Annotated in this window: 15 protein-coding genes, 1 pseudogene and 1 riboswitch; of the genes and pseudogenes, 8 read left to right on the forward strand and 8 right to left on the reverse strand. The window is 69.5% G+C overall.

The annotated features are described in order from the left end of the window. The first annotated feature begins 25 nt into the window (after positions 1-25). Positions 26-143, forward strand: a riboswitch (SAM riboswitch). 50 nt (positions 144-193) lie between these two features. Together HOV77_RS14320 and HOV77_RS14325 are read left to right on the forward strand one after the other, a co-directional pair. Next, the gene (locus tag HOV77_RS14320; RefSeq protein ID WP_290862323.1) at positions 194-1,489 is read left to right on the forward strand and encodes an aminotransferase class V-fold PLP-dependent enzyme; all 1,296 of its coding nucleotides are present in this window, start codon (positions 194-196) and stop codon (positions 1,487-1,489) included. Positions 1,490-1,678: 189 nt separating this feature from the next. Beyond that, positions 1,679-2,818, forward strand: a complete 1,140-nt coding sequence (locus tag HOV77_RS14325; RefSeq protein WP_290862325.1) for an FUSC family protein — start codon at positions 1,679-1,681, stop codon at positions 2,816-2,818. 64 nt (positions 2,819-2,882) lie between these two features. On the opposite strand, the gene HOV77_RS14330 is transcribed toward HOV77_RS14325, so the two are convergent. Next, the gene (locus tag HOV77_RS14330) at positions 2,883-5,309 is read right to left on the reverse strand and encodes a S8 family serine peptidase (RefSeq protein ID WP_290862327.1); all 2,427 of its coding nucleotides are present in this window, start codon (positions 5,307-5,309) and stop codon (positions 2,883-2,885) included. On the opposite strand from HOV77_RS14330, the pseudogene HOV77_RS14335 reads away from it, so the two are divergent. Beyond that, positions 5,308-7,056 (forward strand): annotated as a pseudogene (locus HOV77_RS14335) (glycerol-3-phosphate dehydrogenase/oxidase); the annotation flags it as partial. The gene HOV77_RS14330 and the pseudogene HOV77_RS14335 sit on opposite strands and share 2 nt — an antisense overlap. A 105-nt stretch (positions 7,057-7,161) precedes the next feature. Here HOV77_RS14335 and HOV77_RS14340 read toward each other — a convergent pair. Next, positions 7,162-8,547 (reverse strand): FAD-linked oxidase C-terminal domain-containing protein, encoded by a 1,386-nt coding sequence (locus tag HOV77_RS14340; protein ID WP_290862331.1) that lies wholly within the window; start codon positions 8,545-8,547, stop codon positions 7,162-7,164. A gap of 94 nt (positions 8,548-8,641) precedes the next feature. Between HOV77_RS14340 and HOV77_RS14345 the strand changes: the two genes are divergently transcribed. Continuing rightward, positions 8,642-9,523, forward strand: coding sequence for a GNAT family N-acetyltransferase (locus HOV77_RS14345; RefSeq protein ID WP_290862333.1), 882 nt, complete (start codon positions 8,642-8,644; stop codon positions 9,521-9,523). 55 nt (positions 9,524-9,578) lie between these two features. After that, the gene (locus HOV77_RS14350; RefSeq protein WP_290862335.1) at positions 9,579-10,976 is read left to right on the forward strand and encodes a sugar porter family MFS transporter; all 1,398 of its coding nucleotides are present in this window, start codon (positions 9,579-9,581) and stop codon (positions 10,974-10,976) included. Positions 10,977-11,107: 131 nt separating this feature from the next. On the opposite strand, the gene HOV77_RS14355 is transcribed toward HOV77_RS14350, so the two are convergent. Further along, positions 11,108-11,761, reverse strand: coding sequence for a copper homeostasis protein CutC (locus HOV77_RS14355; RefSeq protein WP_290862337.1), 654 nt, complete (start codon positions 11,759-11,761; stop codon positions 11,108-11,110). Positions 11,762-11,823: 62 nt separating this feature from the next. Here HOV77_RS14355 and HOV77_RS14360 point away from each other — a divergent pair, with 62 nt between their 5' ends. Beyond that, on the forward strand, positions 11,824-12,444 hold the full coding sequence (locus HOV77_RS14360) for a metal-dependent phosphohydrolase (RefSeq protein WP_290862339.1): 621 nt from the start codon (positions 11,824-11,826) through the stop codon (positions 12,442-12,444). An 88-nt stretch (positions 12,445-12,532) separates the two neighbouring features. Continuing rightward, positions 12,533-12,799: a DUF4031 domain-containing protein gene (locus HOV77_RS14365; protein ID WP_290862341.1), complete on the forward strand. Its 267-nt coding sequence runs from the start codon at positions 12,533-12,535 to the stop codon at positions 12,797-12,799. A gap of 123 nt (positions 12,800-12,922) precedes the next feature. Here HOV77_RS14365 and HOV77_RS14370 read toward each other — a convergent pair whose 3' ends face one another. From HOV77_RS14370 to HOV77_RS14385, 4 genes are all read right to left on the reverse strand, one after another. Further along, positions 12,923-15,139 carry a S8 family serine peptidase gene (locus HOV77_RS14370; protein WP_290862343.1) on the reverse strand — a complete coding sequence of 739 codons (2,217 nt, stop codon included), beginning with the start codon at positions 15,137-15,139 and terminating at the stop codon, positions 12,923-12,925. Between the two features lie 243 nt (positions 15,140-15,382). Further along, positions 15,383-17,002: a chaperonin GroEL gene (gene groL, locus HOV77_RS14375; RefSeq protein ID WP_290862345.1), complete on the reverse strand. Its 1,620-nt coding sequence runs from the start codon at positions 17,000-17,002 to the stop codon at positions 15,383-15,385. 336 nt (positions 17,003-17,338) lie between these two features. After that, positions 17,339-18,313 (reverse strand): hypothetical protein, encoded by a 975-nt coding sequence (locus tag HOV77_RS14380; protein WP_290862347.1) that lies wholly within the window; start codon positions 18,311-18,313, stop codon positions 17,339-17,341. Between the two features lie 90 nt (positions 18,314-18,403). Further along, the gene (locus tag HOV77_RS14385) at positions 18,404-18,607 is read right to left on the reverse strand and encodes a cold-shock protein (protein WP_027342428.1); all 204 of its coding nucleotides are present in this window, start codon (positions 18,605-18,607) and stop codon (positions 18,404-18,406) included. A gap of 410 nt (positions 18,608-19,017) precedes the next feature. Between HOV77_RS14385 and HOV77_RS14390 the strand changes: the two genes are divergently transcribed. After that, positions 19,018-19,692, forward strand: a complete 675-nt coding sequence (locus HOV77_RS14390; RefSeq protein ID WP_290862350.1) for a serine hydrolase — start codon at positions 19,018-19,020, stop codon at positions 19,690-19,692. On the opposite strand, the gene paaN is transcribed toward HOV77_RS14390, so the two are convergent. Next, positions 19,689-21,365: a phenylacetic acid degradation protein PaaN gene (paaN, locus tag HOV77_RS14395; RefSeq protein WP_290862352.1), complete on the reverse strand. Its 1,677-nt coding sequence runs from the start codon at positions 21,363-21,365 to the stop codon at positions 19,689-19,691. The two genes, HOV77_RS14390 and paaN, sit on opposite strands and share 4 nt — an antisense overlap. Positions 21,366-21,396: the final 31 nt, after the last annotated feature.

Raw genomic sequence — 21,396 nt, forward strand, 5'->3', positions numbered from 1 at the left:
CTTACCCACGCTATCGTGTGGATCAGGTCACGAGTGACGGCATCAAGCCCCGGCTAGCCGTCCGGCAACCCTCCTATCTGCGGTGGGGTGCCCCGGGTGATGACCCGGCCTCGCTCGACGAACGCGCGAGGCAAGCGCGGACCCCGTTCCCTGGTCGAGCACCCGGGGTCCCTGGACCCGGGAGGGCATTGCCATGACCGCTGTACTCGACGCTCCCTGTCAGGTCGCCGACCTCACCTCCGTGACGGAGCCCGCAGTTCTCGGCGTACCAGGGCAGATCAATTTGGACTATGCGGCGACCGCGCCCTGTGCGCGGGCGGCGAGCGACGCGGTCAACGAGATCTTGCCCTGGTACGCGAGCGTGCACCGCGGCGCGGGCGCGTTGTCGCAGCGCTGCACGCTGGCCTATGAGCGGGCGCGGCAGACGGTCGGCGACTTCGTCGGCGCGCGCGAGGACGACTACGTGATCTTCACCCGGAACACGACGGACGCGCTGAACCTGCTGGCCCACGTGATCCCGGCGGACACGCTGGTCGTGACGTTCGCCGGCGAACACCACGCCAACCTGCTGCCCTGGCGGGACTGCCTGCGCCTGCCGGTGCCCGGATCGCCGGGCGCGGCGGTGCGGTCGCTGGACAGCGCCCTGCGGGTGTTGCGGCAGGGTGCGGACGAACGGCCGCTGCTCGTGAGCGTCACCGGGGCGACGAACGTGACCGGCGAACTGTGGCCGATCCGCGAACTTTCGCTGGTGGCGCGGCGGCATGGTGCCCGGGTGGCGGTCGACGCCGCCCAGCTCGCCCCGCACCACCCGGTCGACCTCGCCGATCTCGGCGCGGACTACCTGGCGTTGTCGGGGCACAAGTTGTACGCACCCTTCGGAGCGGGCGTACTGGTCGGCCGGTCGGACTGGCTGGACGCGGCGACGCCCTACCTCGCGGGCGGGGGCGCGAGCGCCAAGGTCGGTGACGCCACCCACGACGTACGCTGGGCGACCGGCCCGGCCCGGCACGAGGCGGGCACTCCGAACCTGCTCGGCGCGGTCGCGCTCGCCGCCGTGTGCTCGGCTCTCGAAGGCAGCGATCGGGCAGCGCTCGCCGCTCGCGAACAGGCGCTGCTGCATCGGCTGCGTACCGGGCTTGCCGCCCTCGACGGAGTCGCCGAGCTGCGGATCTTCGCCGAAGACGCACCCCGAGTCGGCATCGTCTCGTTCGCCGTCGCCGGCCGGGAGTCCGCCGAGATCGCCGCCGGGCTGGCTCGCCGGGGCATCGGCGTACGCGACGGGCTGTTCTGCGCGCATCCGCTCGCTCGCCGTCTGCTCGGCGAGGCCTCGCAGCGCGCCGGCTGGACGCAGACTCCGGCGACCGCGCTGCGTGCGTCGATCGGCCTCGGCACCACCGGCTCCGACGTCGACGCCTTCCTCACCGCGCTCACCGCGGTCGTCGCCGCCGCCCCCAGCACCACCCCCACTACCTCCGCCTGCACCCCTTAGCGTTGATCATGAACCTAGGGTCCCACCTGTCGGCGTGTCGCCGCCCCTTCGGCCCTGATCAACGCGGCGTCGCCGCGTAGTCGATCAGGGCGCCCGGGGGCTCGACACGCCGTCGAGGCGGACCCTAGGTTCATGATCAACGCGGGAGTTCGGGGTCGGTGCGGGCGGACGAAAAGGTAGCGTTCGGACGTGGAGGTCGCGTTCAAGGCCACCGTCCAGCGGCGGTTCCAGCGCGCGCGGGGCAGCCTCGGCATCGCTGTGCAGGCTGCCGTCGCGGCCGGCATCGCGTGGTTCATCGCGCACAACCTGATGCATCATCCACAGCCGTACTTCGCGCCGATCTCCGCCGTCGCGACGCTCGCGGTCTCGATCGGTCAGCGGATGCGCCGGGCGGTCGAGATCGTCCTGGGCAACGCCTTCGGCATCCTCCTCGGTGAGGCCCTGATCCTGGTGATCGGCCGCGGCGCCTGGCAGATATCGCTGGTCGTCGTGCTGGCGATCCTGGTCGCGATCTTCCTCGGCGGCGGTCCGTCGCTGGTGATGCAGTCCGCCGCCGGTGCGGTCCTGGTCGTCGCGGTCATCCCGACCCATGACGATTACCTGTTCAGCCGGTTCGTCGACGCCATCGTCGGCGGCGGCGTCGGCCTTGCCGTCATGGCGCTGGTCCTCCCCCAGAATCCGCTGACCGTGGTCTCCCGCGAGGCCGGTCCGCTGCTCGACGACCTCGCCGACGGCGTACGCCTGACGGCCGAAGGCCTTGAGCATCGCGACCGGGGCAAGGCCGAGGAGGCGCTGACCGACCTCAGCGACGCGGAGACCCACCTCGCCGCGTTTCAGGAGGCGCTGACCGCCGCCAGCGAGATCGCCACGCTCTCCCCGATTCGCTGGGGCAAACGCGGCGCGCTCGCTCAGTACGTCGACGGCCAGGACCACATCGCGCGCTGTCTGCGTAACTCGCGTGTCCTGATCCGCCGGACCGTGTCGGTAATCCGGGACGAGGAACCCGTGCCACCTGCTTTGGTGGCGTCACTGCGGTCTCTCGCCGACGCCGTTCGCTGGGTGCACCGCGAGTACGCCGAAGAACTGCCCTCCGACGCCAGCCAGGAGGCGGCGATTCGCGCGGTACGCAATGCGTCAGACGCGTACCTGACGGGGTTGGGGTTCTCCGGCAGCGTCATCGTGGCCCAAGTGCGGTCGATGGCGACCGACCTGCTCCGGGCGGGCGGGATGGATTCGCGGGACGCCGAACGCACCGTACGCCGAGCGGTCGGCAAGGCGAGTTCGAAGCCACCCCCGCCTGCCCCGAAGCACTTCACCCAGTTGACATGACAGCCCCGTTGATCAGGACCGCAGGGGCGGCGACACACCGTCAGGCGGGACCTTAGGTTCATGATCAACGGGGAGGGAGGGGGACTTGGGCGATGCCGGCACCGACGTCGTTGGCGAGGCCACAACTGTCGCCGGCCGAGTCGGAGCCCGAGTCGGAGGTGGAGTTGGGAGAGCTGGTGGTGGCGGGGCGGGCAGCGGAGGCGAGACGTCGCCGAGTCGCGGCCAGGTCCCCGATGAGCGACGGATCTTGCGACCACAGCAAGGCGATCACGCCCGCGACGTGCGGGGTCGCCATCGACGTGCCGTCCGCCTTCTCGTAGGTGCCGCCCGGCATCGCCGAGAGCACGTCCTGACCGGGCGCGGCGATGTCCGGCTTACCGGCCGCGCCGCCACTGGAGTCACCGCGACTGGAGAAGTCGGCGACCCGGCCGTTGACGTCCACGGCGGCGACCGTGATCGCCGAGGCGTACGTCGAGGGCGGGTCGCTGATGCTGCCACAGCGCGGGCCGCTGTTGCCGGCCGCGACGACGACGGCGATCCCGGCCGCGGCCAGGGCGTCGATCGCGGGCCGGAGCGAGGCCGGGTCGCAGCCTTCGATCTCGGGGCAGCCCCACGAGTTCGTGAGGATGTTCGGGGCTCGTTCGGGGTGGCCGTCGGCGAATGGATTTCCGCCGGTCGGGAACGGCGCGAGCATGAATTGCAGGCAGTCCAGGTAGTGCGACGGGCTGCCCATGTTCCGGGCGAGGTTGACGCAGCCGATCCACTGCGCGCCCGGCGCGACGCCGACGCCCTCATGACCGACCGCGGTCGCCATGGTGTGCGTACCGTGGCCGTCGTGGTCGGTCGGCTGAGTCGTCCCGTTCCACGGGTCGTACCAGGAATCCGGGCCGCCTCGGAAGTTCTCGGCCAGGGCGGGATGCGTACCGTCGGCTCCGGAGTCCGAGGAGCCGATCACGATGCCGGAGCCGGTGACACCCCGGGCCCACGCTGCGGGCGCGCCGACCATGTCGATGTTCCAGTGGTCCGCGCCGGGCGAGGTCAACGGCCCGTGGTGGGTCTCCAGACTCCCCGGCACCGGTCGCAGCACCGGATCGAGCAGTACGCGATCCACGTCAGCGCGCGCGGAAAGCCACTGGCGTACGAGCGGGCCGCCGTCCACCCGAATGCCGTTGACCAGGTAGTACGGGGTGTACGAGAGCCCCCAACGGTCGAGCTGTTTGCGCAGGTCGGCCTGCGTACGCTCAGCCTGCTGCACCAACCGCTGGTAGACGGCGGCCACCCGGGCGTCCCGCCCGCTGCCGGGACCGGTCGTCGTCGGCAGCCCGGCCAGCGACGCCTGCTCCTTCATCACCACGAACAGCCGCTCACCATGCCAGCCCGGCCGGCCGCCCACGGCGTACAAGCTGATCGACGCGAGAACGACCAGCGCGGCGAGTGACCAGCCCACGGCCCGGGGAGTACGCCGCACGGGCAGCAAGCCGAGGACCAGGGCCAGCACGAGCCCGATCGCGAGCGACACCGCGGTCGCGACCAGTGTCCAGAAGGGAATGTCGCGGCCGAGCAGGAAGAGCGTGATCTCGTCGGGATCGACGAAGGCGAGTGGACCGAGCGCGGCCAGGCCGACCAGCCAACCGGTCGGACGCGACGACCCGAGCGCGGCGGCGGCGAAGCCGAGCGGCGGCAGCACGAACATCGCCGCGAGCTGGCTGCCCGACGCGCCGAGACCGGCCGCGATCAGCGCGAACGCGACGCCCGCGACGAGACCGGGGACGACGACCCTGTTCCGCTGGATCACGGTTCCGGGTCGAATCTCGCCCCAAGATTCGACCGAGAACCCTGATCCAGCGCCAGAAGAGCCAGCGCCAGACGAGGCCGCCAAAGAGGGCGCGAAAGTGGCCCAGAATGTGCCATCCAAGATGGACGACGCCAGCCACCCGGCGGCAGCGGCAGCGAGCACAGCGAGCACGGTTTCGAGCGCGCCACCGAGCGACCCCAACACCAGCCAGGGCGAGACCACGATGAGCCCGGCCACGATCGCGAGCCCGACCGGGCCGGGAGTCCGCGACGCCACAACGGGCCGACGCCGGAGCCAGAACGCGGCGGCCGCCAAGCAGATCGCCAGGACCAGCAGGTACGCCTCGTTCTGCGGGTCGGGCACGATGCGCAGGAGCCCGCCGAGGACCGCGACGCCGGTGGCGCAGAGCCAGGCGCGGCCGGTTTCCCGGACGGCGGGCGACCGGGGGATCACCGTGAGCAGCAGCGACGGCACACCGGCGAGTACGCCGAGAATGAGCGCGACGACTACCCAGATCCACCATGGCTGCGGCACGTCGAGCTGGAGGAAGATCTGATCGGCGAGCCACCCGGCGGCCTGCCAGAACAGCGCGAGTCCCACGAGGGCCACGCCCAGGAACGACGCCGCGACGATCGCGCCCACGCTTGATGTGGGGCGTGGTGCATCCCACTGCCCGGAAGGCGGCTGGTCGGCCATGATCGCACAGTATCGTGCAGGTGTGCGCGACCGTCAGGTCTCCCGGAACACCGCCGGCACCCTGTCGCCCGCACGCCGCGCCGCCGATCTGCGCCGGCTCGCCGAGGACGAGTTCGACGTGCTGGTCGTCGGCGGTGGCGTGACCGGCGCCGGTGCGGCGCTCGATGCCGCCTCCCGCGGGTTGTCGGTCGCCCTGATCGAGGCGAACGACCTGGCCAGCGGCACGTCGTCGCGGTCGAGCAAGCTTGTGCACGGTGGACTGCGCTATCTGGAGCAACTCGAGTTCCACCTCGTCCACGAGGCGCTGCGGGAACGCGGCCTGCTCGCGACTCGACTCGCGCCGCATCTGGTCCGGCCGGTTCCGTTCCTCGTTCCGCTCCCGGGCGACGCGGCCTGGAAGCGCGCCTGGAACCGCGTCTACTACGGTGCCGGGGTCGCGCTCTACGACGCGTTCGCCGCCGGGCTCCAGGGCACGACCGGCCGTGGCATGCCGTTGCACCGCCACCTCACCCAACGCGGCGCGCATCAGCTTTTCCCCTCCCTGCGGCCCGAGGCCGCGGTCGGCGCCATCCGCTACTACGACGGCCAGGTAGACGACGCGCGGCTCGTGGTCTCGCTCGCGCGTACGGCCGCGAGTCTCGGTGCCGCGGTGGTCACCCGGGTCCGGGCCACCGGGCTCATGCGTCAAGCCCGTGAAATCACCGGGGTACGCGCAACGGACGAGACGGGCCGGGAATTCACGATCCGGGCGCGCACCGTGGTAGCGGCGACCGGGGTGTGGAGTGACGACATCACCGCGCTGCTGCCGGATGCTCGCCCAGGTCTGCGCGTACGCGCCTCGAAGGGCATCCACCTCGTCGTTCCACGGTCGGCCATCACCGGTGACGTCGGGCTGATTCTGCGTACGGCGTCGAGCGTGCTCTTCGTGATCCCGTGGGGCGGCCACTGGCTCATCGGCACCACCGACACCGATTGGATGCTCGACCGCGAACACCCGGCCGCGAGCGCCCGCGACATCGAATACCTGCTCGGCGAGGTGAACAAGGTCCTCGACCGCCCGCTGAACCGAGCCGACATCGAGGGCGTGTACGCCGGACTCCGCCCGCTCCTGTCCGGCGAGGAGGACTCCACCTCGGCGCTGAGCCGGGAGCACGCCGTCGTCGAGCCGATGCTCGGGCTGTTCCTCGTCGCCGGGGGCAAGCTCACGACGTACCGGGTCATGGCCTCGGATGTGGTGGACCGCGTCGCCCGCCGCCTCGGTTCGAGGGTGCGCTCGGCGACGGACGATCTTCCGTTACTCGGAGCCGACGGGTATCAGGCCCTGTGGCGACGGCGGTCCGAACTGGCCCGGCGGGCGAAGTCCAGGCTCACCGTCGGCGCGGTCGAACACCTGCTGGAGCGCTACGGAACGTTGACCGTCGACCTGATGCACCTCGTCGACGCCGACCCGTCGCTTGGGGCTCCGTTGGCGGGCGCTCCCGAATACCTCGCGGTCGAAGTCGCGTACGCGGCGGCCGCCGAAGGCGCGCTCCACCTCGACGACGTGCTGACTCGGCGTACGCGGATCAGCATCGAGACCGACCATCGCGGGGTCGAGACGGCACCGCACGCGGCCCGGATCATGGCCGGAGTGCTGGGCTGGGACGAGGCGACCACGCGCGCCGAGATCGAGGCGTACGAGCGACGGGTGGACGCCGAGCGGCGCTCGCAGATGATGCCCGACGACGTCTCGGCGGACGCCGCCCGCACCCGCTCGTCCCGTTAGCCCCGCCGCTCCTCCCGTTAGCTGCAGATCACGGTTACGCAGGCCTCCGCATGCGATTTTGGCCTGCGTAACCGTGATCTGCAGCGGTTAGAGGATCTTGCCCGGGTTGAGGAGGCCACGCGGGTCCAGCGCGTCCTTGATCGCCTGCTGAACGCGCATGCTGACCGGGCCGACCTCGGTCGCCAGCCAGCCGCGCTTGAGCAGCCCCACGCCGTGCTCGCCGGTGCACGTGCCGCCGAGGCCCAGACCGAGCTCCATGATCTCGTCGAAGACGAGGTGCCCCTTATCGACGCTGGCCGGGTCCGCCCGGTCCACCACGATGTTCGGGTGGAGGTTGCCGTCTCCCGCATGGCCGACCACCCCCACCGTGATCTCGTGGCGGGCGGCGATCTCGGCGATGCCGTCGAGCAGCTCGGCCAGCCGTGACCGCGGCACTGCGATGTCGTCGAGGATCAGCCCACCCCGGTCGTGCAGGCTCGCCGCGAGGTGCTCCATCGCCGGGTGTGCCGCCCGCCGCGCCTGCAACAGGGCGGCGGCTTCCTCGTCGTCGGTCGCGCGGTAGACCTCGGTCGCACCTGCCGCCAACGCCAGTTCGGCGATCCGGTCGAGGTCGGCACCCGCCCGGGCCCCCGTGTCGGCCGCCGCCAGCAGGATCGCCGCCGCAGTCGTGTCCAGCCCCATCGGCCGGTACGCCTCGATGGCCCGCAGATGCACGTTGTCCAGCAGTTCCAGCAGACTCGGCGCAGCCCCACTCGCCATGATCTCGTTGACGGCGGCCCCGGCGGTGGCAGTCGTGGGGAACACCGCGACCAGGCTCAGCGACGGCTCCGGCGCGGGACGCAGGGCCACAGTCACCTCCGTCACGATGCCGAGCGTGCCCTCCGAACCGACGAAGAGGCTGGTCAGGTCATAGCCAGCCACGCCTTTGGGCGTACGCCGACCGGTGCGGAGCACTTCGCCGTCGGCGAGCACGACTTCCAGCCCGATGACGTAGCCGGTGGTGACGCCGTACTTCACGCAACACATGCCACCCGCGTTGGTGGCGACGTTGCCCCCGATCGTCGAGGACTCGAACGAACCCGGGTCGGGCGGGTAGTGCAGCCCCTTTTCGCGTACCGCCCGGCCGAGGACGGCGTTGACCACGCCCGGCTGGACGACGGCGATCCGGTTGACCGGGTCGATCTCCAGGATCTGGTCCATCAGCGTCAGGCTGACCACGATGCAGCCGTCCACGGCGTTCGCCCCACCGGCGAGGCCGGTCCGAGCGCCCTGCGGCACGACCGGTACGCCGTGCTCCGCCGCGACCTTGACGACGGCCACCACCTCGTCGGTGCTACGCGGCCGGACCACCACCATCGGGAGTCCGTCCACCACGAGGTCGGCCTCGTCCCGCCGGTACATCTCCACCAGGTCCCGATCGGTGATCACCCGGTCGGCGGGCAGCAACGCCCGCAGCTGATCTACAACGCCCACCCCCGGAATGTAGACCGCCGGACCCCATTCACACACCTGGTGAAAACGCAGCTCCCGCCAGGGCATTCAGATTGACCGAGTACCCTCGGCGATCATGGAGCGCTTCCACATCGACCACCTGCCGGGCACCGTCGACCTCCTGACTCGCAGCTTCCTCCCGGAGGACGCCGCCGAAGCGCGCGAGATCGTGGAACTGCTCCGGCCGCGCGACGAACGGCGTACCACTGGATTCGCGGCGATGGACGGCGCGCGCGTGATCGGCGTGGCCTTCGCCGCGGTGAGCCACGCGGACCCGAAGGTCGGTCACCTGGACCTGCTCGCGGTCGATCCCGGGCATCGCCGGCGCGGCCTGGGCACCGAGCTGATCGCGCAGGCCGAGCAGGGACTTCGGGAGCTGGGCTGCGAGGTCGTCCGAGTGGCCGGCAACCCGCCGGACTACGCGTTCCCGGGCGTGGACGTGCGCTACACCCCGGCGATCTGCGCGCTCACCAAGGCGGGGTATGCCCACGAGCGCACGGCCTGGAACATGACGGCCGAGCTGCGACCGGGGTCGAAGGCGCTGGCCGACACGTCGGCGGCCGAGGCTCGGCTGGCCGACCAGGGCGTCGAGGTACGCGTCGCGGAAGCCAACGACATCGCGCGGCTGCGCCCGATCATCGCGGCGGAGTGGGGCGGACACTGGGCGGCTGAGATCACTTCGGCCCAAGCGGTGCACATCGCCGAGAAGGACGGCGAGCCGATCGCGTTCGCGGCTTGGGGCTGTACGCGGCCGGGCTGGTTCGGGCCGATGGGCACCCGGCCGGCGGCGAAGGGGCTCGGCATCGGGTCGGTGCTGCTCCGGCGCTGCCTGGCCGACCAGGCGAAGGCGGGCGTGACCCGGGCCCAGATCGGCTGGGTCGGGCCGGTTCCGTTCTACGCGCAGGCGGCGGACGCATACATCGAGCGGGTCTTCTTCCTGTACAGCAAGGACCTCTGACCCCTTTTTGGCCAAAACGGACATCTGACGCTTTTAGCTCGGGCAGGATGTCTTCATGCAGCCTGCCACGGAAACGCACACGAACCACACCGGCGCGGTTCTGCTCGTCGCCTCCGCGGCGGCGCTCGGCGGGTTCTTGTTCGGCTACGACACCGCCGTGATCAACGGTGCCGTCGACGCCATCAAGGAAGACTTCGGCCTCAACTCCGCGGTGTTGGGCTTCGTGGTCTCCTCGGCTCTGCTGGGCTCGGCGGTGGGCGCGTGGTACGCCGGTCCACTCGCCGACCGCTACGGCCGGCTCAAGGTCATGGTGATCGCGGCGATCGTCTTCTTCATCGGCTCGATCGGCTCGGCGCTGGCCGTCGGCCCGATCGACCTGACGGCTTGGCGCATCCTGGGCGGCCTCGCGGTCGGTGCGGCGAGCGTCATCGCGCCGGCGTACATCGCCGAGATCAGCCCGGCCGACATCCGAGGGCGGCTCGGCTCACTGCAACAGCTGGCCATCGTGACGGGCATCTTCGCCTCACAGCTCGTGAACTTCGCCATCGCCAAGAGCGCGGGCGGAGCTAGCAACCCGATCGGCTGGGGCGGTGACGCCTGGCGCTGGATGTTCGCCGCCGAGGCCATCCCCGCGATCGCGTACCTGATCTTCGCGCTCCAGATCCCGGAGTCGCCGCGGTATCTCGTCCGGCGGGGCCGCATCGACGAGGCCAAGGGGGTCCTCGACCGGATCGTCGGCGGCAACACCGCTCAGCAGATCCGCGAGATTCAGGCCAGCCTGCGCGGCATCCAGGACAAGGTGCAGCTGCGCGACCTCAAGGGACCTCGGTTCGGGCTGCTTCCGATCGTCTGGGTCGGCATCCTGCTGTCGGTCTTCCAGCAGTTCGTCGGCATCAACGTGATCTTCTATTACTCGACGACGCTGTGGCAGGCCGTCGGCTTCAACGAGAGCGACTCCTTCGTCATCTCCGTGATCACCAGCGTCACCAACGTCGTCACGACGCTGATCGCGATCGCCCTCGTCGACAAGATCGGCCGGAAACCGCTGCTGCTCATCGGTGCGGCCGGCATGATGATCACGCTCGGCACGATGGCCTGGGCCTTCAGCACGGCCACCGGCAGCGGCGACAGCCTCACCCTGAGCCCGACCGTGGGCAAGATCGCCCTCGTCGCGGCCAACCTTTACGTCGTGTCCTTCGGCATGAGCTGGGGACCGGTCGTCTGGGTGCTCCTGGGCGAGATGTTCAGCAACAAGATCCGTGTCACCGCGCTCGCGGTCGCCGCCGCCGCCCAGTGGATCGCCAACTGGCTGGTCTCCTCGACCTTCCCGGCGCTGTCCGACATCGGGCTCGGCTTCGCGTACCTGGTCTACACGATCTTCGCTACGTTGGCGTTCTTCTTCGTCCTCAAGGCCGTCCGGGAAACGAAGGGACGGGCGCTGGAGTCCATGTAGCGCTGCGACGGCGCTGCGTGGGCGCTGCGTGGGCGCTGGATCACGGATCTGGGTCGTATTTTCCGCAAGATTCGACCCAGATCCCTGTTCCGGCGCCTAACGCGCGCCCAGCGTCCGTCGCGCGCCGCGGTTCAGCCAGCCAACAGGGCTCGCCAGCTAGCCACGGCGGAAGCGCACACCGGCGAGGTCCACGAGCCGCCCTCCCGCGCCGTACTGCCGACGTGGAAGGCCTTGATCCCCGCGTCCAGCAGCGCAGGAACCACCTCCGCGGTGAGCCCGCCGCCCGCGAGCACCCGGCTGGGATCGCGCTTGATCAGGTTCACCCAGCCGTCGCGTACGCCCAGCGGCGATCCCGCGGTGAGCACGGCGTCCACACCGGGCAGGTCCAGCACCTCCGCCCAAGCTCGGTCGGCGTCGCGCGCGTGGTCGATGGCCCGATGGAAAGTCCACGGCCGTCCCTGCATCCGAGCGGCGATCCGCTCGCAGGTCGCCACGTCGATCTCCCCGTCGTCGAGGAAGCCGAAGACGAGCCCGGCCACTCCGGTGGCCAGCAATTCGTCGGCCAAACCAGCCAAATCCGGCCCGGCCGCGAAATCCGCCGTCGTGCGCAGCATCGCGCGTACCGGCAGATCTGTAGCCGCGACCACCGCGGCCGCGACCGAGGGCGTGGGGCTGAGGCCGTCAGCCGACATCTGCGCGACGAGCTCGAGCCGATCGGCTCCGCCCGCCTGCGCGGCCTCGGCGTCGGCGGGGCCGAGCGCGATGACCTCGAGCAGGGGTGTCACGCCAGGATCATGGCAAACCGCTCGCACGGGATGGTGAACGGGGTTGGAACTATGCTCGCGATGTGGAACTGATCGGACACTTCCGCGCAAGCGTGATCGCGGCTGGCGGCCAGCCGGACGACGCCGTCGCCGCCGACCTCCTCGCCCGCTGGTCGGAACCGCACCGCCGCTACCACACCGTCGCCCACCTGCGGTTCATGCTCGATGTGATCGACGCCCAGGCCGAGTCCGCGGACGATCCCGCGCTGGTTCAGCTGGCGGCCTGGGGCCACGACGCCGTCTACGACCCGCGGTCCGCGGACAACGAGGAGGCCAGCGCGATCCTGACCGCGAGCCTCCTGCGCCGCTGCGAGCTGCCGGATCCGGCGATCCTCGAGGTGACCCGACTGGTACGCCTGACGGCCGGTCACGCGGTGGAACCCGGCGATCGCAACGGCGCCCTGCTGGCGGACGCCGATCTGGCCGTGCTCGCCCGGGACTGGCCGTCCTATCTGGAGTACGCCGCCGCCGTGCGAGCCGAGTACGCCCACGTCCCCGACGAGGCGTTCCGCATTGGACGGTCAGCTGTGCTGCGGCAACTGCTCGAATTGCCGGCGCTCTTCCGCACTCCGGCGCTCGCCGCCTTGTGGGAGGAGAAGGCGCGCGCCAACCTCACCCGCGAACTGACCACCCTCTCCCGTTGATCATGAACCTATGGTCCGCTTCGACGGCGTGTCGCACCCCCCATCTTCATGATCAACGCCGGTCAGCGGGTTTGAGAGGATGGATCACGTGATCTACGTCGACCAGCCGCGGTGGCCCGCCCACGGGCGACTTTGGGCTCATCTGGTCAGCGACGTCTCATACGCCGAACTCCACGCCTTCGCCGAGATGATCGGAGCGCCGCCGCGTGGATTCGACCGGGATCACTACGACATCCCAGCCGCGCGAGTGCCGTGGGCGATCTGGCTCGGCGCGAACCTCGTCGAGTCCCGGGAGATCGCTGCCCGACTGCGCGCGTCCGGACTGCGTCGCCCCAAGCATCTCGCGAGACCATGATCACCAACATTGATCATGAAGTTCGGGGCTGCGACACGCCGTCGAAACGGACCTTGGGTTCATGATCAACGCGAAGAAGGGGCGGCCGGGAAATCCCGGCCGCCCCTGTGGTGCGGAGTGGGCCTACTTGATGAAGGCGTAGAGCACCGAGTGCGCCACAGCGGTGCCACCGCTGCTGATGGTCAGCAGAGCGGTGTGGTCAGCCGCTCCGGCGCCCTTGTCGGCGTCGAAAGCGACCTGCACGGTGGTGCTGGCCCCGGCGGCGAGGGTCACCGACGAGGTGCCGACCGAGAACGCCACCCCGGTGCCGGCGACGGGCGTCACCGCGAGGGTGAACGTCTTCGCCGAGCCGCTCAGGTTGGTGATCGTGACGGTCTTCGAGCCACTCTGGCCGGAGCCCGCCGGGATCGCGCCGAACGAGGTGCTGACCGGGCCGATCGCCGCCACGGCGTTGAGCGCCGAGACAACGTTCTCCCGGCCGGTGCCGGTGATCAGCAGGTCCTTCTCCAGCGCGGTCGCGTTGGCGTTGCGCAGAACGCCCTGGTCGGCCGTGTTGACGATGGCCGACCGGACCTGCTCGGCGGACCAGTCCGGGTGGAGCTGGCGTACGACGGCCGCGGTCCCCGCGAGGTGCGGCGACGCCATCGAGGTGCCCTGCAGGAAGGCGAAGCAGGGCGGCGTCGAGCACAGGAAGTTGGGGATCGAGCTGAGCACGTTGACGCCCGGCGCCACGACGTCCGGCTTGACCCGGAAGTCCACGTCGGTCGGGCCCTGGCTGGAGAACCCGGCCATGATGTCGACGTTCTGCGTCGTGAAGTACTGCAGCGTCGAGCCGATCGAGACCGACTGTCCACTGTGCGCAGCGGCGGCGGTGCCGTCGGCCAGGCTCAGCTGGAGGGCGGGCACGGTGGGCTCGGTCGGGATGCCGCCCTTGCCCATCGCGATCGGGTCGCCACCGACGTTGTTGACGACGAGGACGGCCTTCGCACCCGCGTTCTGCGCCGACCGGATCTTCTCCGAGAAGCTGCAGGTACCCCGGGCGATGAGGGCGATCTTGCCGGTCAGGTCGGCGGAGATCGGCGTACAGGCGGTGCTGAGACCGGCCGCGCCCGTGCCGCTGACGGCGGCGAGGTCGCCGGAGACGTCCTCGGTCAGCGCGCCGAAGTCGCCGAGCGCCGCGCCGTAGGAGGAACCGCCCACGGTCACCGGCGCGCCCATGAAGTGCGGAACGGTGCTGGCGCCCGCGGTGAGCGCACGCTCCGCGCTGCCGGGCGAACCGACGGTGTAGTGCCCCGGGCCGTCGTTGCCGGCCGAGACCGCCACCACCATGTTGGCCTCGTCCAGGTTGTCCACCGCGATGGTGAGCAGGTCCTGTACGCCGTGGGCGTTGCCGCCGAGGCTCATGTTGGCCACGTCGAACCCGTCCGCGTACGCCGCGTCGAGCGCGTTGAGGATGTCCTCGCTCCGGGCGTTGTCGATGTCGCCGGGGAAGACGTTGTAGTTGCCGAGCAGCGCCCGGGGAGCGACGCCAGACATCTTGTAGGGCAGCGCGACACCGGCGATGTTGGCGGCCGTCTCGAAGTTGCACGCGATCGTGCCGGAGACGTGCGTGCCGTGCTCCTGAGCCGGTCCCGGGTACGCCGTGAAGCCGTTGACCGCGGCCTTGTTCGCGAAGACCTTCGCGACGATGACCTTGTTGTTGGTGTACCGCTTGTCGCCGAGCTGGGTCTGCGCCGGGTAACCGGCGTCGCTGAAGCACGGGTGCTTCACGTCGATGCCGCTGTCGACGACGGCGACCTTGACGCCCTCGCCCGCGTGCGCCGAGCCGCCGACCTGCTGCCACGCCTGGACCGCGCTGATCACGCCGAGGTCGGGGTCGGCGGCGGTCTGGTGGTAGAGGTACTGCGGCTGCGCCGACTTGACCAGGGGGGCGGCGGCGATCTTGCCGAGCGACTCCCCGTTGAGCTGCACCGCGACGGCGTTGAGCGAGATGTCGTACTCGCTGGTCACTTTGGCCTTCGGCGCGTTGGCGCGCAGCCACGCCTTGAAGTCGTTGCGCAGCGCCGAGAGGCGGGCCCGCTCGGACTTCACGGTGGCGTTGCTGAAGTCGATCTTCTTGCCCTTGACCGGCTTCGTCTTGGCGGCGGTGGTCAGCGGGTCGCCGACGAGCTGGACGAGCGCTTCGCCGTCGGCGACGTCGGCGTACGCCGTCCCGCCGTCGGTGACGTTGGTGACCACCTTCGCCGGCGTCACGCCCGCCTCCGCCGAACCGGCGGTGAGGAAGGCGATGGTCGCCAGCGCGGTCACCGCGCTGAAAACAATCTTGGTTGGCCGAACCATGGGTTCTCCTTGGCGGCTGGACTCCGACTCCGTCACATGCGGAGCAATCCGTCATCTGCGGAACGAGTCATGAGCTGAGCAGTGCCGATGCGGCACGAATCCCCGCACGTTAGCCGGGCTAAGGAGAACGGCGCAGTTAGTCGTTCGGCGCGCGACAAGATCGTCACGCGACACGGATGACGACTCCCGGATAGGCCGAACGGCCGAGACCCGAAGGTCCCGGCCGTTCGAAAATGCGGACTGTCAGAAGTCCATGTCACCGCCGCCCGGAGCGGCCGGCGCAGCGGCCTTCTCCGGCTTGTCGGCCACGACGGCCTCGGTGGTGAGGAAGAGGGCCGCGATCGACGCCGCGTTCTGCAGCGCGGACCGGGTCACCTTCGCCGGGTCGATGATGCCGGCCTTCAGCATGTCGACGTACTCGCCGGTGGCGGCGTTGAGGCCGTGACCCGTCTCCAGGTTGCGAACCTTCTCCGACACCACGCCGCCCTCGAGGCCGGCGTTGACGGCGATCTGCCGCAGCGGCGCGTCGAGCGCCACCTTGACGATGTTGGCACCGGTCGCCTCGTCGCCCGACAGGTCGAGCTTGTCGAAGGCGCTCTTCCCGGCCTGCACCAGGGCGACGCCACCACCGGCGACGATGCCCTCCTCGACGGCCGCCTTCGCGTTGCGAACGGCGTCCTCGATGCGGTGCTTGCGCTCCTTGAGCTCGACCTCGGTGGCCGCGCCGACCTTGATGACGGCCACGCCGCCGGCCAGCTTCGCCAGACGCTCCTGGAGCTTCTCGCGGTCGTAGTCGGAGTCCGACTTCTCGATCTCGGCGCGGATCTGGTTCACCCGGCCGTTGATCTGCTCGGTGTCACCGGCGCCCTCGACGATCGTGGTCTCGTCCTTGGTCACGACGACCTTGCGGGCCCGGCCCAGCATGTCGAGACCGACGGAGTCCAGCTTGAGGCCGACCTCCTCGGAGATGACCTGGCCGCCGGTCAGGATCGCGATGTCCTGCAGCATGGCCTTGCGGCGGTCGCCGAAGCCCGGGGCCTTGACGGCGACGGACTTGAAGGTGCCGCGGATCTTGTTGACGATCAGCGTGGCCAGGGCCTCGCCCTCGACGTCCTCGGCGATGATCGTCAGCGGCTTGCCGGACTGCATGACCTTCTCGAGGATGGGCAGCATGTCCTTGACGTTGCTGATCTTGCTGTTCGCGATCAGGATGTAGGCGTCCTCGAGGACGGCCTCCATGCGCTCCGCGTCGGTCGCGAAGTACGCCGAGTTGAAGCCCTTGTCGAAGCGCATACCCTCGGTGAGCTCAAGCTCCAGGCCGAAGGTGTTGCTCTCCTCGACGGTGATGACGCCTTCCTTGCCGACCTTGTCCATCGCCTCGGCGATGATCTCGCCGACGGTCGTGTCCGCGGCGGAGATCGACGCGGTCGAGGCGATCTGCTCCTTGGTCTCGACGTCCTTGGCGAGCTTGGCGAGCTCCTCGGCGACGGAGGCGACGGCGGCCTCGATGCCCCGCTTGAGGGCCATCGGGTTCGCGCCGGCCGCGACGTTGCGCAGGCCCTCGCGGACCAGCGCCTGGGCCAGGACGGTCGCCGTCGTCGTGCCGTCACCGGCGACGTCGTCGGTCTTCTTCGCGACCTCCTTGACCAGCTCAGCGCCGATCTTCTCGTACGGGTCGTCGAGCTCGATCTCCTTGGCGATGCTCACACCATCGTTGGTGATGGTCGGAGCACCCCACTTCTTCTCCAGCACGACGTTGCGGCCCTTCGGGCCGAGCGTCACCTTAACGGCGTCGGCGAGGGTGTTCATGCCCCGCTCAAGGCCGCGGCGCGCCTCTTCGTCGAACGCGATCATCTTGGCCATAACGGCGATGTCCTCCTGGACAATCCCGGCATTTCGCACCTTGGTGGGCACGAAACGCCGCCTGTCTGACACACCTTCGCCGGGCGGATAGCCCGCGACGACCGGTCGCCTCCGCCATCCTCTGAAGGAGGACGGCCGAGCGACCCCACCGCTCCGACTCTTGGTCTTTCGTAGGTTGTTGGCACTCGGTGAAGCTGAGTGCCAACACCTTGTTTAGCACTCTGGCATGCCGAGTGCAAGCGAGTCCCCCAAGACAGCAGCAGATCAGGGTTATGGGTGTGATCTTGTCCCAAGATCACACCCATAACCCTGATCTGCATGGAACCCCGGTAGGGGCTAGAGCTCCGCAGCGAGCGACCCGGCCGAGACCGACCCCTCATGCCCCCGCTGTTCGGCGTAGGTCAGCAGTACACCGACGAACTGGACCATGGTGAAGGGCAGCTGCAGGACGGCTCCGACGCTCGCGACGACGCATGAGCCGACGAGGGACGCTCCGGTTTGCCCGGCGAGTTGTACCGCCCCGTTCGAGTCGACCGTGCCGAACGAGTTGAAGCCGCCGAAGGCGAGATTCAGCAGGCCTTCCACTCCGGAGGCCACGATCGACCCGCCGATGACGAGGACGAGGACCATCGCAAGCCGTCCCAGAACCCGCCCGAGGTTGTTGTTGAAGATCGTGAAGGATCGACCGATGGGCGTACGCCGCTCGAACAGGTAGATCGGGCCGACCAGCGCGGTCGCGGCGACCACGTAGAAGGCGGGCAGGACGCAGGCGAGCACCCCGGCGGCAACGAGCAGTCCGACGACGAGGTTCCAGCCGAAGAGCCCGAGGCACCGCCGGAACCCGTAGCGCAGCGCGTCGCCGAGAGCGGTGGGCGTACCAGCCGCATCCCGAGTGACCACATAGGTACCGGCGGCATAGCCGGCCGCCTGCAGCACCGAGAAGACCAGCAACGCGACGACGAGGACGCCGATGAACCCCAGAATCGAACCGAAGTGCGCGTCGAACCGAGGCGGCTCTCCCGACTCGGCGGCGTCGAGCATCTCCTGCTGCCACGGCAACAGGACCAGCGCCGAACCGATCGCCCCGGCCACGGCGGTGCCGATGGCGGGCAGGAGATGGGTGATGGCGAAGACGGCCGCGATGGTCTTCCAAGAACGCTGGAACACCGACGACATCCGGCTGAACCAGCCCCCGATCCCGGCGAACGGCGGATTCACCAAAGGATCGTGCGGGTTGAGGTAGTACTGCCCGGGCACCTGGTAGGCAGTGGGCGGCGGAACATAGCCTGACGGCGGTGGCGCTTCAGTCATCTGTCAGTCCTGAGGGGGCGTGCGAAGGCGCCGGACTCGCGAGGGGGGATTGCCTCGCCAGCCGGCGCCGCCGGGGTGTGAAGTTCCTGGTCAGGCGATGATCCGGACCTTTTCGGCCTGCGGACCTTTCTGGCCCTGCGCGATCTCGAACTCGACGCGCTGGCCGTCGTCGAGCGCCTTGTAGCCGTCCATCTCGATCGCCGAGAAGTGGACGAAGACGTCCTGACCCCCGTCGACGGCGATGAAGCCGTAGCCCTTCTCGCTGTTGAACCACTTGACGGTGCCCTGTGCCACTGTGACACTTCCTCACTTCGATGGTGCTGGGTCTGTCGTAGACCCCCGCCGGACGTTCGCCCGCCGGAGCGGTGACATCGAAGATCCATGCGGTTCGAGCGATGTCATCAGCCAGAACCGCACGATACTTGAGAGTGTGCGCAAGCGCACTACCCGAATTCGGACAGGTGACAGCCCTGGTCAGCCGCCCTGCGTCACCATCGCGCGGTGTTGCGGGTTGACCGGGCGTGACGACCCGTCGACGCCCGGATCACGTTCAGGTCTCGGTTCTTTTGAGTGCGGTCGGCCTCCTCGTGGCCGTCGCGGTGGTCTCGTTTCACGAGCCCCCGAAACCCGCACATTCCACTGTCGCCGCGGCCTCCGTCGCGCCGTCGCCGTCCGCGTCTCCGCCCGCTCCTCCACTTGTACGCGTGAAGACGCCGGGCTTCTTCAGTTGGGCGCTCCTCAATCGGCGTACGCGGGAAGTGGTCGGCTCGCCGAACCTGGCCGAGCCCAGCGACACGATGTCGATGGTGAAGGTGTGGCTGGCCGCCGACTACCTGACGCATACCGATCCCGACCCGGATGCGAAGGCGCAGGCGATGTTGCGGCGGATGATCGTCGACAGCGACAACGCGGCGGCGACGAAGGTCTTCGGGCTCAACGGCGGCATCGTCACGATCGAGCGGATGGTCTCCGTGTGCGGGCTCGCCGACAGCGCCCCTAATTACAAGGAGAACCGGTGGAGCCCGACGATCGTGTCGGCCCGCGACACCGTACGCCTCGGGGAGTGCATCGCCGAGGGGACGGCCGCCGGTCCTCGGTGGACCGAATGGCTGCTCACCCAGATGAGACAGGTACGCGGAGAGGGTGATTTCGGCGTACGCCTGGCGGTGCCGAAGGCGGAGCGGACGTCCGTCGCGATCAAGAACGGCTGGTTCATGCGCCCCGAGGACGATCTGTGGCACGTCGCCTGCCTGGCGATCGGCCCGACCTGGATCGTCAGCGTCCTGCTGCGCTACCCGGAGCGGTTGGGACTGGGCCACGGAAAGCAGGTCTGCCAGGAGGTCGGGTCGGACCTCCTGGCAGCGCAAGCACTCGGTTAGGCGGCCGGCGCGGCCGGGACCGGGCGGCGGGACTGCACGATCCGGAACCGGCTCGCCACGTACGCCCCGTCGGTGAGCGAGGCGTTCGCGGCCGGGTTCGCACCGCTGGCGTGGAAGTCGGAGAACGCGGCGGACTGGTTCACGAAGACCCCGCCGGTCAGGTTCTCCGAGAGGTGTACGCCGACCTCCTGCGCCGCTCGCTCGACTTCGTCGAGGACGGCTTCGGAGGTGGAGTAGACGGCGGCCGTGATGGCGCCCTTCTCCCCGACCGTCTTACGGAAGATCGTCAGGGAGTCCTCGGTCGAATCGGTCGCGATGGCGAAGGCGACCGGCCCGAAGCACTCGGTCTGATAACCGTCCTTCACCGACACGATCATCGGCGTACGCACCGTCGCCCCGGCGTACGCGGGATGGTCGAGCGCCCGGCTGTCGAGGACGACCTCGCCGAGCGAACGGGCGGCGTCGATCCGCTCCAGCACGGCGTCGTTGACCACGGCTCCCGTCAGCTCGACGGCCTTGGCCGGGTCGGCGGTGATCGCCTCGACCGCGCTCTTGACGCCCGCCACGACCTCGTCGAACGACTTCGGCCCGGCCTCGGTCGGAATGCCGCCCGCCGGGATCAGCAGGTTCTGCGGAGTCGTGCACATCTGGCCGCTGTACAGAGTGAGCGAGAAGGCCAGGTTCCGGCACATGCCCGCGAAGTCGTCGGTGGAGTCCACGATGACCGTGTTGACACCGGCCTTCTCGGTGTAGACCTGCGCCTGCCGAGCGTTGGCCTCCAGCCATTCCCCGTACGCCGTCGACCCGGTGAAGTCGATGATCTTCACGGCCGGGTCGAGCGCCAGCTCGGAGGCGATCGGGGCTTCCCGGGTGTCGACCGCAAGCTGCACGACGTCTTCGGGTAGACCGGCCTCGGCGAGGACCTCGCGCGCGATCTGGACGGTGATCGCCAGCGGCAGCACTGCGCCCGGGTGCGGCTTGACGATCACGGGGTTGCCCGTGACCAGCGAGGCGAACAAGCCGGGCCACGAGTTCCAGGTCGGGAAGGTGTTGCAGCCGATGACGAGGGCGATGCCGCGCGGGACTACGTGGAAGCTCTTCGTGAACGCTTCCCTTGTCGTCTCGCCTTGGCGAGACGAACTGCGGCTCAGTTTCTCCCAGGTGGCGGTCCGCGGATGACGGGTCATCTCGACGTAGGCATAGGCAATCGCCTCCAGCGCGCGGTCGAGCGCGTGCGGCCCACCGGCTTGGAACGCCATCACGAAGGGCTGCCCGGTCGTCGCGTGCACCGCGTTGGCCAGCTCGAACACCCGGCCCTTGAGCCGGTCGAGGATCTCCAGCCCGACCCCCGTACGCGTCTGCACCCCCGCCTCGCGCCAGGCCGGCAAGGCGGCCGACGCGTTCGCGATCAGTTCCGCGGCGGGCGTGGTCGCGTACCGGACGCCGAGGTCGATGCCGAACGGGGACTTCTCCGGCGCGACGCGCTCGCCCGAGCCGGAGAGCGGGAAGTCGTGACCGAGGAGCGCTTCGAACGCCGCCTTCCCGTCGGGTGCGGCGGTCTCGCCCCAGACCTTCGGGCTCGGCGACTCCGGGTACGCCGACCAGTACACACGCTCGGCGATCGCCCGCTGTGCCCGGTCGAGCAGCTCTTCATGGGTGGCGAAGAAAGACATGCCCTCATCATGCCCGACACCGTGGTCACGG

The organism is Hamadaea sp., assembly GCF_013362815.1.
In the GTDB taxonomy this organism is placed as follows: Bacteria; Actinomycetota; Actinomycetes; order Mycobacteriales; family Micromonosporaceae; genus Hamadaea.

Coding starts and splice junctions, on each gene's coding strand:
- HOV77_RS14320 (WP_290862323.1), top strand. CDS start 194: ATGACCGCTGTACTCGACGCTCCCTGTCAGGTCGCCGACCTCACCTCC.
- HOV77_RS14330 (WP_290862327.1), bottom strand. CDS start 5,309: ATGGCCGACCAGCCGCCTTCCGGGCAGTGGGATGCACCACGCCCCACA.
- HOV77_RS14345 (WP_290862333.1), top strand. CDS start 8,642: ATGGAGCGCTTCCACATCGACCACCTGCCGGGCACCGTCGACCTCCTG.
- HOV77_RS14350 (WP_290862335.1), top strand. CDS start 9,579: ATGCAGCCTGCCACGGAAACGCACACGAACCACACCGGCGCGGTTCTG.
- HOV77_RS14370 (WP_290862343.1), bottom strand. CDS start 15,139: ATGGTTCGGCCAACCAAGATTGTTTTCAGCGCGGTGACCGCGCTGGCG.
- groL (WP_290862345.1), bottom strand. CDS start 17,002: ATGGCCAAGATGATCGCGTTCGACGAAGAGGCGCGCCGCGGCCTTGAG.
- HOV77_RS14380 (WP_290862347.1), bottom strand. CDS start 18,313: ATGACTGAAGCGCCACCGCCGTCAGGCTATGTTCCGCCGCCCACTGCC.
- paaN (WP_290862352.1), bottom strand. CDS start 21,365: ATGTCTTTCTTCGCCACCCATGAAGAGCTGCTCGACCGGGCACAGCGG.